Source organism: Pseudomonas sp. R43(2017) (assembly GCF_002112345.1).
In the GTDB taxonomy this organism is placed as follows: domain Bacteria; phylum Pseudomonadota; class Gammaproteobacteria; order Pseudomonadales; family Pseudomonadaceae; genus Aquipseudomonas; species Aquipseudomonas kribbensis.
Genome location: NZ_NEHJ01000001.1, coordinates 542,730 through 555,304, shown reverse-complemented (window position 1 = coordinate 555,304; position 12,575 = coordinate 542,730). Strand labels below are relative to the sequence as shown.

The following is a 12,575-nucleotide window of genomic DNA, read 5'->3' as shown; positions in this document are numbered from 1 at the left end:
AATGGCCAGCCGCTGCGCTCGGTCCCGAGCAAGCCACCGACCTTCATTCTCAATCCTCCAGCCCGTGACGGCGACAGCAACCGTTGAATGGCAGAGCCGCTTCTGTCAGCCCTTCAAACGAACAAAAGGAATCGTGCATGTTGCGTAAAACCCTTTTAGCCGGCCTGTGCGCCGGCGCTGTTATCTGCAGCCCGGCATACGCCGCCGCCCCCAAGCAATTGCAAAGCGAGCAGGGCACCCTTGAAGTCACGACGATTACCCAGGGGCTTGCGCACCCATGGGCGCTCGCGTTCCTGCCGGATCGTCAGGGCATGCTGGTGACCGAGCGTCCGGGCAATCTGCGGGTGGTGGGGGCTGACGGCACGTTGTCGGCGCCGATCGATGGCGTTCCCAAGGTCTGGGCCAAGGGGCAGGGCGGGTTGCTGGATGTGGTGCTGTCGCCGGACTTCAAACAGGATCGGCTGGTGTACCTGTCTTACGCTGAGGGTGGTGGTGCCGGTGACAAGGCCGGGACGGCGGTAGGGCGCGGGCGCCTGTCGGATGACCTGAAAACCCTGAAGGACTTCAACGTGATTTTCCGTCAGGAACCGAAACTGTCGGTTGGCAATCACTTCGGCTCGCGGCTGGTATTCGATCGTGACGGCTATCTGTTCATCACCCTCGGCGAAAACAACGACCGTCCCACCGCACAGGATCTGGACAAGCTGCAAGGCAAGGTCGTGCGCATTTACCCCGACGGCAAGGTGCCGGATGACAACCCGTTTGTCGGTCAGTCCGGTGTGCGCCCGGAAATCTGGTCCTATGGCCATCGCAACCCGCAGGGCGCAGCACTCAATCCATGGACCGGCACTTTGTGGGAGAACGAACATGGCCCGCGCGGTGGCGATGAGGTGAACATCATCGAGCGCGGCAAGAACTACGGCTGGCCGCATGCAACCCACGGCATCAACTACTCGATGCAGCCCATCCCTGAAGCCCAGGGCAAAACCGTCGAAGGCACTGTCGCCCCGCACCATGTCTGGGAAAAATCACCGGGTGTCACCGGCATGGCGTTCTACGATGGCGACCGTTTCAAACCCTGGCAGCACAACGTGTTCATCGGGGCGCTGGTCACTCAGGAACTGATTCGTCTGCAATTCGACGGTGACAAGGTGGTGCATGAAGAACGCCTGCTGGGCGATCTGAAGCAACGTATCCGTGATGTGCGCCAAGGGCCGGACGGCTATCTGTATCTGCTGACGGACGAGTCCGACGGTGCGCTGTACAAGGTCGGACTCAAATGAACGCTTCATGCGGGTGAGCGGGCGTAGAGCACCACCGCAGCCCGCAACTTGCCACGTCCAAACCGGCACATCTTCTCGAACTCCCCATGGCTGACCGGCACATGCTGGCAGTCCATGGGCTGGCGATGCTGGCTGTGATCGACATCCGGGTCATGCAGGTAGACGAAGTCTTCGTCGCAATCGGTGACGATCACCCAGTGCGGGGATTTGGAGCGGGTCAGACGATAGCTGCTGATCAGCACCAAAGGTTGTCCGCCGGCGCTGAGCAGTCGGGGTAGATCCAGCGTCGTGCCGATGATTTGATCGACGTCGGTGTCGTCCAGTTGTGCCATGAACTCGTCGTGCACCAGGCGCATGACGTCTTTTTTATGCGCGTCGCGCACGCCGTCGAGAAACAGCGGCCCGGTCATGCTCAGTTGCAAGCGCACGTGAAACCCCCGGCGCCATGCGGCCAACGCCAGGCCTTGAGGGCTGCAACCGCCGTGGCCGGCGGTCATGAACACGGTGGTTGCTTCGCGCCAGAGCTGCAGTTCTTCGCGGCGCTCCAGCAGGCGATCAGCCTGCAAGGCGCCCATGGCCATCAACAGGCACGCCGGACCACAGGTGAAATCGGTGGTTTGCCGGTAGTAGGGCACCTTGGTGCTGCGCGAATCGTGGTGCTGCAGGATGCGCTTTTCCAGACGCAAGGCGTCCGCGTGATCCTCGTAATAGTCGTGAATCAATGCAAAGCGCCGATAGCCGCTACGTTCGTACAAAGAGATGGCGGCCGGGTTGTCAGTGCGTACCTCCAGCCGCAGGTAAGCGCAGTCATGCTCCAGGGCGCAGGCTTCGATACGTTGCAGCAACTGTTTGCCCAGGCCACCGCCCCGGGCTTCGGGAGAAATGGCGATGGAATACAACCGCGCAAGCGATGTGCCGCGATGGAACAGCACCAGCGCATAACCCAGCAGCTGACCCTCGCGCTCGGCCACCAGCAACTGGCCGTTGGCCCGGGTAATCATCCACTGAAAGCTGCGGCGGGTGAGCCGGTCCGTGGTGAAGCAGTGCATTTCCAGTGCCAGCAGCGCCGCTAAATCATCAACTGTCGCCAAGCGAAAAACAGTGTTCATATGACCGCCGTAAAAGTTGCGTAACGAAACGGGACTTTCGAAAAAGTTCGTGCTTAATAGAAAAGGTCTTGTTCTCCAACGGATCAATTTCTATGTCAGCGGTACAGGGTCATTGGCGCGAAGTATCCAGTCAAAGTTTGCCACCGGCAACTTATTTAAAACCGCAAGTCCGAACTTCCAGTCAAGTATTGATTATCGTCGAACGCAAGGAAGACTGGGCCTCGTACTTTCCCAGCGAAGACATCCTGACGGCCCAGGAATACCTCGAACAACCGCCCGACAGCGAGCCGGGAAAACGGGTGCAGGTGATCAACCTGTGCCGCAGTTACAAGTATCTGGGCCACGGCTATTACTGCTCGCTGCTGGCAGAAGCCAGGGGGCACAAGGTAATTCCGTCGGTGCGCACCATCAGCGAACTGACCCGCAAATCCCTTTACGGTCTGGCGCTGGATGACCTGGATAAAACCCTGGAAAAGGCCCTCAGCCATCATCTCTACAGCGATACCGAAGGTTTCACGCTGACACTTTATTTCGGCAGAACGCATATCGAGCCGTTGCAGGATCTGGCCCGTCAATTGTTTGAAGTGTTTCCGTGCCCGATCCTGTTAGTTGAGTTTCGTCGAACTAACGGTTGGCACATCGAAGGTATCAAGTCTGGTGCCTTGCACAAATTGCGCGATGATCAGGAAGATCAGTTCGCCAATGCGCTGGACGGTTTCAGCCGCAAGGTCTGGCGTGTACCGCGTTCGCCGCAAGTGGCGCGATATGACCTGGCGATCCTGCACGATCCGCAGGAAGCGTTGCCGCCGTCGAACGCTCGGGCGCTGGAGAATTTCGTGCGCGTCGGCAAAGGCATGGGCATCGATGTCGAACTGATCGAGCGCAAGGACTACGCGAGGCTGGCCGAGTACGACGGTCTGCTGATTCGTGAGACCACCAGCGTCGACAACCACACCTATCGTTTCGCCAAGAAAGCCGAAAGCGAAGGGCTGGTGGTGATGGACGACCCGACGTCGATCCTGCGCTGCACGAACAAGGTCTATCTCACGGACCTGCTCAACAGCCATCAACTGGGCATGCCCGCTACGGAAATTCTCTACAAGGAACGACCGGAAGACTTCGAGCGGGTCGGCGAGCGTCTTGGATTTCCGTTGGTGCTGAAAATTCCTGATGGTTGCTTCTCCCGGGGCGTGATCAAGGTTGAAAGCCAGCAAGCCCTGCTGGAAGCCACCGCCGAACTGTTCGAACACTCGGTGCTGTTGCTGGCCCAGGAGTTTTTCTACACCGAGTACGACTGGCGTATCGGCGTGCTCAACCGCAAACCGATCTTTGCCTGCCAGTACTTCATGTCCAAGGGCCATTGGCAGATCTACAACCACAAGGCCAAGGGCCAGGACGTCAACGGCGAATGCCGCACGCTGGCGATCCACGAAGCGCCACGTGCGGTGGTGGAACTGGCGGTGAAGACTGCCAACCTGATCGGCGACGGCCTGTATGGCGTCGACCTGAAACAGGCCGGCGACAAAGTGGTGGTCATCGAGGTCAACGACAACCCGAACCTCGACGCCGGCATCGAAGATGCCTATTTGCAGGACGATCTGTATTCGCTGGTGCTGGAGGAGTTCGTGAGGCGCCTGGAACTCAAACGTCGCGGCCAGGCCTGGTGACCGCTCGATGATCAACAGCTTTGCACTGAGCCACGGCGCCTTGCAGCGGGTCGAGCGGCTGGACGCCGAGGTGATGCTGTTCAGCGACCCCGACGCGGCTGAACGCGACCTGCTCCACAGTCACTTCAAACTGGATGAGCATGCTCTGGCCTCGGCGCTGGACCCGGACGAGGTGTCGCGGATTGAATTCCATCCCGATCATCTGTTCCTGATCTGGAAACGCCCCGAGAACTACTCCGGCGGCGGCAGTCTGGCGTTCGAAGTGTCGTCCTGCGGTTTGCTGTTTTCGCCGGGCCAGTTGCTGGTGATCGCTACCGACGACACGCCGCTGCACGGTCTCGGCACGGGCCGGCCACTCAAAGCGCCGCTGGATGTGTTGCTGGACCTGCTGTTCAACAACATCCATCACTACCTCGGGCACCTGAAGGTGATCAAACTGGTTGCCCGGGAGTTGCAGCAGAAATTCAACGCCTCGATGCAGAACCAGCATCTGGTACAGATGTTCAACCTCAGCGAAAGCCTGATCTATTACATCAATGCGCTGCACAGCAACGGCGCGGTACTGACGCGGCTGCGCAACCACGCCGAGAAACAACATTTCGGCAGCGAAGCCATTGGCCTGATCGACGACCTGATCATCGAAAACAATCAGTGCTACAAGCAGGCGGAAATCTATTCGACGGTGTTCTCCGGGCTGATCGACGCCCGGGGCAACCTGATGAACAACAGCATGAACAACCTGCTGCGCAAGCTGACGCTGATCAACGTGGTGTTCCTGCCGCTCAACCTGATTGCGAGCATTGGCGGCATGTCGGAATTCAGCATGATGACCGCTGGTACGCCGTGGTGGGTGTCGTACCCGTTGTTCCTGGCGGCGATGCTGCTGGGGGCGGGCGGGATGCTGTTCGGGCTCAGGCGTCTGGCGAAGTGACGGCGGCCGGGCGTTTGCGATCCTGCAGGCCCCGGACCACCAGGTACAACAGCGGCCCGACCGAAACAAACACCGCCGTCAGCAACAGATACGGCACCACCGACCAACCCGATTGCCCGCGCTTGCGCGCATCCTTGTACATCCAGATGCCGGCCAGGGTCGCCAGCAGATAAAGATCGATCACCACCTGTGCGGTGTCTGGCCGCGACATCAGACTGATGCCGAAATCGATCAGTGATTGCTCGGCTTGCAGCATCACGCTAACGGTGTAGCCACTGAAGGCGATCAAAGCGGTGAGGGGCAGGGCGATGGACATCATGTATTCCTTCCTTGGTCAGATGAGCGAAAGGCCAGCCTACAGACCCAACGCAAAAATCGCCATTGACTTGCCAGCAACGCCCGGGCTAATTTCGGGGCCATGACTTCCACCGTATTGCGCTACCAGCCAAGCATTATTACCGCCATTCCTCATTTGGCGGGCTAGCTCACGACTGCAGCACCCAACCCGCCCTAGAGGCGGGTTTTCATTTTCTGTCTCCGGGGTTTTGAATAAAAAGTCAGGAGACGATCATGCGCCACAGCCCCGACCAGCAAGCCTTGCTTGAGCAATACGTAAAAAAAATCCTCGCCGCGCCGGTGTATGAACTGGCGGTGCGCACGCCGCTGCAATCTGCGCCGGCTCTGTCCGAAGCGCTGGGCAACCGGATCCTGCTCAAGCGCGAAGACCTGCAACCGACGTTCTCCTTCAAGATCCGCGGCGCCTACAACAAACTGGTGCAATTGAGCGACGAGCAGAAGGCGCGCGGGGTTATTACGGCGTCGGCGGGCAATCACGCTCAAGGCGTGGCGCTGGCAGCCCGTGAGCTGGGCATTGCGGCGACGATCGTGATGCCGGCGACCACGCCTGAGTTGAAAGTACTGGGTGTCAGTAGTCGTGGAGCTGAAGCGCTGCTGCATGGCGAAAGTTTTCCGTTCGCCCTGGCCCATGCGCTGCAACTGGCGGAGCAGACCGGTCGAACGTTCGTCTCGCCGTTCGACGATCCCGATGTGATCGCCGGCCAGGGCACGGTTGCAATGGAGATTCTGCGCGAGCATCAGGGCGCACTGGACGCGATCTTCGTTCCGGTGGGTGGCGGCGGGTTGATCGCGGGCATCGCTGCGTATGTGAAATACCTGCGGCCGGAGGTGCGGATCATCGGCGTGGAGTCGGAGCACTCGGCCTGCCTGAAGGCTGCGTTGCAAGCGGATGAGCGAGTGTTGCTGCCCAGTGTCGGTACCTTCGCCGATGGCGTGGCAGTGGCGCAGATCGGCGCCTATGGCTTTGAGGTTTGCCGCTTCTGCGTGGATGAAGTGATCACCGTCAGCAATGACGAACTCTGCGCGGCGATCAAGAATATCTACGACGATACCCGCTCGATCACCGAGCCTTCCGGCGCGTTGGCGGTTGCGGGCATCAAAAAATACGTGGCGCAGACCGGCGCACGGAATCAGACGCTGATCGCCATCGATTCCGGCGCCAATATCAACTTTGACAGCTTGCGCCACGTCGCCGAGCGCGCTGCGGCCGGCGACGTGGCCTGAGGATGTTCAGGGCAGCAGCGGGCGCAGGAAGCTGCGCTCGTAGCTGATGATGAACTTCTTCTCCATCAGGTCCGCCACCAACGCGGTGCTTTCCGGGTCGGTCAGTGCAATGTGGCGATAGCTTTCGTAATCCGCCAGCGACGGAAAACTGAACAGGCAGTAAGCGATGTTGCTCGCGCCTTCCGAGGGCAGAAAATAGCCGTGATGCGTCCCGCCCAGCCGTTCGACGATGCCCAGCCACGTCTTGGCATAGGCTTCGAAGGCGTCGAGCTGGTAGGGATCAATCACGTATCTGACGTGGCAGGTAATCAATGCCGCTGCTCCTTGGCGAGTTACTCGGGGATGGCAGTGCCGACTTTGTCCGAAGCCGACCAGATGCGATAACGCACCTCGACGTCCGCCGGTGCGTAAACCACGATCGGCAGTTTGCTGTTGTAGCGCACGGTGAAGCCGTCACCGATCACCGGGACGAACGCGCGCTTTTTCTGAGTGCCCGGTGGGCAGGCCATCATCGTGCTCATCGGGCCGCTGACTTTCTCGAGGCGGTAGAACGGATAGCCCCAGCCTTCGAGGTTTTTCTCTTCGAGGGTGCCGCCCAGGCGCTGGCGGTTGCAGTCCACTTCAAGGGTCTTGCCGGCAAGGATTTCGACTTTGAAGTTGTCTTCCTGAGCCTGTTGCGGCAGGTGAATGACCTGCCGGGTGAAGCCCGCTTCGGCTTTGGGGTAGGGCGCCGTGTCTTCGAGTTTGGCGGCGTGGGTGAGGGTGGCGACGCTCGCGAGCATCAGGCCGACCGTCGCGTAAACAGTGAAATTTCCCATTGAAGCCTCCTGGCGGGTGTACGTTGGTAGACGGGCATTCTTACTGTCATGGACGATGAATGCAAACCGCCAGCCGCATGCAAATTGCAGTGCCTGCACGATCGGATCTTGCATTTTGCAACTGGCCAGTTGCCTGCGTTTTCGCCAAGTCATTGATTTGGCAGAAGATGAAAGCAACCCGATGAAAGGCACGTTTTATGCGTTGATTTGGTGCGGCGCACCGAGTTTGTGCGCCTACACTCCAATGGGCATTTCGCAGTACAACCGCTTGCCATACCCAGGGATTCAGCGGGGATACACCCGCCGGGAACAGTGGCAACGGTCAATGTGAATACTTGATTGGCAGTCTCACAGTAAGGAGAGGGTTCGCCATGTTTCTGTCTGCCTTGGAACTACGCAATATCATTGAAAGCAGCTTTCTGCCGAAACGCTGCCAGTGCACGCTATCCCCGGATCTGTCGATGACCGTCAAGGTTTATGGCGATCACCGTACCGATCAGGTCGATCTGCTGGTCAGTGGCATCGATGCCAGTCACCTGAACAGCTGTCGTGAAATCAACGGCCTGATCGCCGGTTTGCGCTCCAATCTCGCGCAACACACGGCGACCCATCATTCAGTGCCGCGATCCAAAGTCGTTTAACCGACCGTTTCACCCAGTTCGACCGTCACGCGCCGGGCCTGCACGAAACCAAGGCCCAGCGCGAACTCGACCAGCACCGCGAGCAGAATCCCGGGGCCGGCATGGCCGTTGAGCCATTCAGCAAACCCCAGCACCGCCAGACCAAAACAGCCGACGATAAAACCGTTGTTCATTGCATTGCGCGCGATCGACACCGGCGCGTTGCGCACCAGATAGAACATCACCCCCAACGCTGCGAACAGCACCGCCATGCGTCGTGCGACAAATCCTGCTGCCTCGGAGTATTCGATGCTCCAGATCGAAAGCAGTATTTGCGGCACGAGGCCCCAGGCCAGCGCCAGCAGAAAACACAGGGAAAAGGTGATGGTCGACAACGTGCGAAACGACAACTGCATGGCGAATCCTTGCGGCAGTGAGGAGGGGCCCCGAGCATAACCTTCGGGACCCTTGCCCGCCTACCGCAAAGCCGCAAATCAGAGCTTTCTGTCAGTTCTGGAAGTCGCAGGCGTCAGACATTTTCCGGTACGTGATTTCCTCGGGTTTGCCTGACGTATCGATGTACTTCATGTCGGCATCAATGACTTTGCAAACCCGTGTTGGCTGCTCGGTCATCGAAACCACCTTCGCCACATGCAGCGGCATGCCGTACTGGTAGGGCACGGCTTTGGAAGTGGTTGTGGTGTCATTGGCCTGGGCCAGCCCGGCAAACGCGGTGCAGGCGAGGACGGTGGTGAGCAGGAACGGACGAATGTTCATGGAGAAACTCCCGTGCGACGGAAAGAAAGCCCGGCGTGAAACACGCCAGACCTGCCGCACTGGGCGTCAGCATCGGCTGAGAGCGTGCGGATGACTAGAGTCTTTGACCACGGCGTTAAGCGAGGGTTAACCCGGCTGAATGCCGGCTGTCTGACGGGGGATTGTTTCTCGGGGGATTCTCGGCGCCTTCCTACAGGAACCGGTGCCTTGTCTGCTTCCGGCGGCTGGAGCGGGGCGGTTATGGTTTTGGTGTCGCTGCAAAATCAGCGGCTCAGGTTTGGTCGCCTGATAACTCGACACATCTTGTGCCATCATTCGCGCCGCGGACATTCGTGTCTTCGGAGTACATTGCTGTGGCGGCTGTGTGCAGGGGCGCCTTCGGGCGAGCTGATCGGGTTTCTCAGTTGACCAAGCCTTGCATACAGTCCGCCTCCCATCGTTTGGTCACGGTGTCGGCGGGTCATTGAAGCCTATCGAGTAATCCCAATGCCAATACTGAAACTAAGCTCCGCCCGTTATCTCCCGCTCAACAGCGGCGTCACCGACAGCGCACCGCTGGTCATCGACACCGAAGCCAATCCCCAAGACATCTTCGAAGCCGCCGTCCAGCGCGTACGCGCCGCCGCCGACCTGCTCGAAACCCTGCATTGCCTGTGCTTCAAACACGCCGATGTCCAGGACATTCCCCACATCACCCATGCGTTGTACCTGCTGGCACAGGATGGCAATGATTTGCTGCAGGTTGCGCAGCAACGGATGTTGAACTGGCAGGCGCCGGTTTGATGATTTGAAAAACGGCCTGGTTTTCACGGGCAGAAGCATTATCTGCCCGTGATGCTGTTAGAGGCGTTTGGCTCTTCATCAGGAACTGGATCAAACGGGCTGATCAAGTTGGGGCTCCATTTCAACTCGACGATATATTCCGGCAGGAAGCGTACATGCAGATAACGATCTGTACGTTTTTGGGGCGGTAGAGGCAATACTGCCTCATGCTCTTCTCGCCTCATTCCTTGTCTGGCCTGTTCGCCTGTCACACTAACGATCCAAGAAACACGAACCGTTTTTCCTACAATTTTTTGGCAGCACGTAATCCCGCCGCTACTCATTGCGAATAGATTTCCGCCCCAAAAATCATTTACCCAGAAGCTGAAAATCGGTCGATCTGTGTAGTTCTCCGAAGTCAGCATGACGCCGGGCGTCCGGAGCAGGCCAATGATTTTCGGAGCGGCATAGGTAAGCAGCAAAGCCAACACACCCAACGCTATTTTTCTTCGCCGCCAAGTCCGTCGGCGGCGCGCATCGGCAGAAATATCTATCAAGTCAATGAAATCCAATTTCGTCTGTCGAGGTTTTCGTCTTGAGCCTCGCTGTAGATTTTTCCTTGCTTCAGGTCGCGCCTGACGATCTCGTCGATGGCTTACGCATCGTCTGTTCCAGATAGTCCGGTGCCATGCCTTTGGTCTTGTTCAGGCTCGGCATGTCGAGGTCTCGCACGCGAAAGTATTTGGGTAGCGGAGGATTTTGGCTCGGTGGCATCTGCTGGATCATGTAACGATCATTAACGTAAAACTCAAGCAAGTCCTCGATATCGAAGTTCAAACTTTTCACTTCAGGATTGAACCATTCCTTCAATAGGGCTTTAACGGGCGCGGAAGCAAAAGCCGTGTTGAGTCGCCATGCCTCACGATCCACATCTTCAAGCCATCCAAGGTCATTGCGTAAGGCAGTCTTGTCTTGTTGGTTCTGCTTGATCGCCTGATCTCGCTTGGCAGCCTGGGAGGCTGTTTCATTTCCCATGCCAAAAAATTTAGCCATCGATCCTTGTTTTCCAAGGATTGGACGTGCGAGACGGTCATCCTGTTCGTCATACGCCTTATTCTGTTCTCGATAGATCTCCCATAGTCCCCGCAGCCTCTGAATATACAGACGTCGGTGCGCCAGGAATGCTTCGGGAGATACCTTCTGATTGCCTGCAAGGCTAAGGTATTTTTTACTTACTTCAATAGCGCTTGCACCGTTGATGTGGTCATTCAACTGGAAGTATTTCGATACCAAGACTGCTTTGTCAGGCAGTGTTTGCATGGGGTAAAGCGGAACGCCTGCACGAAAAGCAGCGTTATACATTTCATGCAAACTGACCATGTGGAGTTCACGACTATGAGGCGCATCAGTTTTAGCTAAGCCTCCTCCCACGTCATAACTGGTTCCGGGTACGAGGCGCTCTTCCCAGCGAGGCGTCGATGGGCCGGTGCCAATCAATCGAGATCGGCGAGACTCCTGGCACTCATGTGCTGCAATCAAATGCAATGCGTTTTTTACAGGACCAGGAAGGCACTCACCGTCATCGACTTTGTTCGAAAAAGGCAGCAGATATTCAAAAATAATTGAATCATCTCCACTACGATCTACCGCATCAAAAAGGCCCATGAACGTAATTTCAATATTTGTTTTCTTAAATATTGTGGTGGCCGGATCGCATTCTTCATAGATTTTATGAGCAAATGCTCTTGCAAGGCTTGCGCCGAAGTCGAATCCAAATATTGACACGGATATTTTTTTTACCGGAGCCTTGCTGTTCTTGTTGGCGTCTTCTAATGCCTTCTCCAAGGCGCTAACGGCCGCTTCCAAACGCGTATCGACTCCTGTTTTGAAAAAATTTGTTATTAGTTCGTTGTCACGAGTAAAGCCAAACATGTCCAGAGATGCTGGCGCTGCTGCTTTTATTGCTGAGGTGATTATGTTTCCAGGCTTTATATTGTTAAGGATGCTTTCCCACCACTTTTTGCCGGTGATGACATCTTTTGCGGAATCAAGTGGGCTATTCGAAATAGTGCCTTCAGGAGATTTTACTATGCTGTCTTTCGCCCTGCTTGCTGCACCATCGATACCTGCGCCGCTTACGGACTCTCCACCACCAAGTGTTTTATCAAACTCAGTGGCCAAACCCGACAAGTAAAATCGTTTGTTACCCGTAAATGGATCTGATGCATTGGATAGGTCAGCATCCGGGTACGCCATGAATAGTCTGGCAACATTACTGAGTCGATCCTCTTGCAAATCGCTCTTCATGTTTCGGCCAAAACCATCGAAGAAGAATCCGACTCGCAGCGCCGCCTCACAAGGCAGAACAGGATTTTTCTCGGCAGAGGTGCATGAGTTCGTTTTTGTGCTGATAGCTTCTGCACGATCTAGATGCTGAGGTGTACTCATGGGATACGTCCTTGTTCAGTAGATTCTTGCTTGGCAAATGGAGAGGGGAACGGTCTCGTGAGGTCGGGACTCCATCCCAGCCTAACTTTGTTGCCCGGTTCGAATTGAACGTGAAGGTATTGATCAGTTGACCCACGCTTAGGCAGTGGAAGTTCAATCTCGTGATGCTCTTCTACTGCACCACTCAATTGCTGCTGACGGGTCATGTCCAGAATCCATTTTATTTTAATGGTTTTCCCTTCAAATCGGGTGCAGCACATAATTCCGCCGCCTCCCATCGCCATCAAGTTTCCACCCCAAAAGTCATTTGCCCAAAAACTAAAAATCGGACGGTCCATATAGTTTGCAGACGTCAACATCGCCCCAGGCGTACGAAACTGGTTGTAAAGGTACGAACCCAGGAAAGGCAGGAGTAAAACAAGCACCCCAATGACAAGGTTGCGGCGGCGCCAGATTTTTTGCCGCTTCAGGTTCATAGCCACGGTCATTACTTGAGTTCCTTATCTTGCAACACTTCTAAAACAGTCGAATGCATCTCGGGCAAAAATGGAAAACTGACTTGTATATCTATCCCGAAAC

At 56.7% G+C, this 12,575-nt stretch carries 14 protein-coding genes and 1 pseudogene; 6 read left to right on the top strand and 9 right to left on the bottom strand.

Going from position 1 to position 12,575, the window contains the following annotated elements; all coding sequences use genetic code 11:
* Nucleotides 1-137 precede the first annotated feature (137 nt).
* On the top strand, nt 138-1,283 hold the full coding sequence (locus tag CAG02_RS02390; RefSeq protein ID WP_085709750.1) for a PQQ-dependent sugar dehydrogenase: 1,146 nt from the start codon (nt 138-140) through the stop codon (nt 1,281-1,283).
* A gap of 5 nt (nt 1,284-1,288) precedes the next feature.
* On the opposite strand, the gene rimI is transcribed toward CAG02_RS02390, so the two are convergent.
* Nucleotides 1,289-2,392, bottom strand: a complete 1,104-nt coding sequence (gene rimI, locus CAG02_RS02385) for a ribosomal protein S18-alanine N-acetyltransferase (RefSeq protein ID WP_085709751.1) — start codon at nt 2,390-2,392, stop codon at nt 1,289-1,291.
* A gap of 92 nt (nt 2,393-2,484) precedes the next feature.
* Between rimI and CAG02_RS02380 the strand changes: the two genes are divergently transcribed.
* Both CAG02_RS02380 and CAG02_RS02375 read left to right on the top strand, forming a co-directional pair.
* Nucleotides 2,485-4,059, top strand: coding sequence for a RimK family protein (locus CAG02_RS02380; protein ID WP_085709752.1), 1,575 nt, complete (start codon nt 2,485-2,487; stop codon nt 4,057-4,059).
* A 7-nt stretch (nt 4,060-4,066) separates the two neighbouring features.
* On the top strand, nt 4,067-4,990 hold the full coding sequence (locus CAG02_RS02375; protein WP_085709753.1) for a magnesium transporter CorA family protein: 924 nt from the start codon (nt 4,067-4,069) through the stop codon (nt 4,988-4,990).
* Here the strand turns inward: CAG02_RS02375 and CAG02_RS02370 are convergent.
* Nucleotides 4,971-5,309 carry a DUF2834 domain-containing protein gene (locus CAG02_RS02370; RefSeq protein ID WP_085709754.1) on the bottom strand — a complete coding sequence of 113 codons (339 nt, stop codon included), beginning with the start codon at nt 5,307-5,309 and terminating at the stop codon, nt 4,971-4,973. The genes CAG02_RS02375 and CAG02_RS02370 overlap by 20 nt on opposite strands.
* 282 nt (nt 5,310-5,591) lie before the next feature.
* On the opposite strand from CAG02_RS02370, the pseudogene ilvA reads away from it, so the two are divergent.
* Nucleotides 5,592-6,562 (top strand): annotated as a pseudogene (ilvA, locus tag CAG02_RS02365) (threonine ammonia-lyase, biosynthetic); the annotation flags it as partial.
* Between the two features lie 15 nt (nt 6,563-6,577).
* On the opposite strand, the gene CAG02_RS02360 reads toward ilvA, so the two are convergent.
* Nucleotides 6,578-6,883 carry an NIPSNAP family protein gene (locus CAG02_RS02360; RefSeq protein WP_085709756.1) on the bottom strand — a complete coding sequence of 102 codons (306 nt, stop codon included), beginning with the start codon at nt 6,881-6,883 and terminating at the stop codon, nt 6,578-6,580.
* Nucleotides 6,884-6,903: 20 nt separating this feature from the next.
* Nucleotides 6,904-7,389, bottom strand: coding sequence for a serine protease inhibitor ecotin (eco, locus tag CAG02_RS02355; protein WP_085709757.1), 486 nt, complete (start codon nt 7,387-7,389; stop codon nt 6,904-6,906).
* A gap of 371 nt (nt 7,390-7,760) precedes the next feature.
* On the opposite strand from eco, the gene CAG02_RS02350 reads away from it, so the two are divergent.
* Nucleotides 7,761-8,030, top strand: coding sequence for a DUF1652 domain-containing protein (locus tag CAG02_RS02350; protein WP_085709758.1), 270 nt, complete (start codon nt 7,761-7,763; stop codon nt 8,028-8,030).
* On the opposite strand, the gene CAG02_RS02345 is transcribed toward CAG02_RS02350, so the two are convergent.
* Nucleotides 8,027-8,425, bottom strand: coding sequence for a hypothetical protein (locus CAG02_RS02345; protein WP_085709759.1), 399 nt, complete (start codon nt 8,423-8,425; stop codon nt 8,027-8,029). The genes CAG02_RS02350 and CAG02_RS02345 overlap by 4 nt on opposite strands.
* A gap of 91 nt (nt 8,426-8,516) precedes the next feature.
* A complete protein-coding gene (locus tag CAG02_RS02340; protein ID WP_085709760.1) occupies nt 8,517-8,786 on the bottom strand; it encodes a DUF2790 domain-containing protein in 270 nt (89 codons plus the stop codon).
* 486 nt (nt 8,787-9,272) lie between these two features.
* On the opposite strand from CAG02_RS02340, the gene CAG02_RS02330 reads away from it, so the two are divergent.
* A complete protein-coding gene (locus CAG02_RS02330) occupies nt 9,273-9,569 on the top strand; it encodes a hypothetical protein (protein WP_065257928.1) in 297 nt (98 codons plus the stop codon).
* A 38-nt stretch (nt 9,570-9,607) separates the two neighbouring features.
* Here CAG02_RS02330 and CAG02_RS02325 read toward each other — a convergent pair whose 3' ends face one another.
* Genes CAG02_RS02325 through CAG02_RS02315 form a run of 3 tightly spaced genes read right to left on the bottom strand, consistent with a single transcriptional unit; the run spans nt 9,608 to nt 12,484 of the window.
* Nucleotides 9,608-10,120 carry a DUF3304 domain-containing protein gene (locus CAG02_RS02325; RefSeq protein WP_256576875.1) on the bottom strand — a complete coding sequence of 171 codons (513 nt, stop codon included), beginning with the start codon at nt 10,118-10,120 and terminating at the stop codon, nt 9,608-9,610.
* A 52-nt stretch (nt 10,121-10,172) separates the two neighbouring features.
* Nucleotides 10,173-11,996, bottom strand: coding sequence for a phospholipase effector Tle1 domain-containing protein (locus CAG02_RS02320; RefSeq protein ID WP_085709761.1), 1,824 nt, complete (start codon nt 11,994-11,996; stop codon nt 10,173-10,175).
* Nucleotides 11,993-12,484, bottom strand: a complete 492-nt coding sequence (locus CAG02_RS02315) for a DUF3304 domain-containing protein (protein WP_256576874.1) — start codon at nt 12,482-12,484, stop codon at nt 11,993-11,995. Before CAG02_RS02315 ends, CAG02_RS02320 begins: the two co-directional genes overlap by 4 nt.
* Between the last annotated feature and the right edge of the window lie 91 nt (nt 12,485-12,575).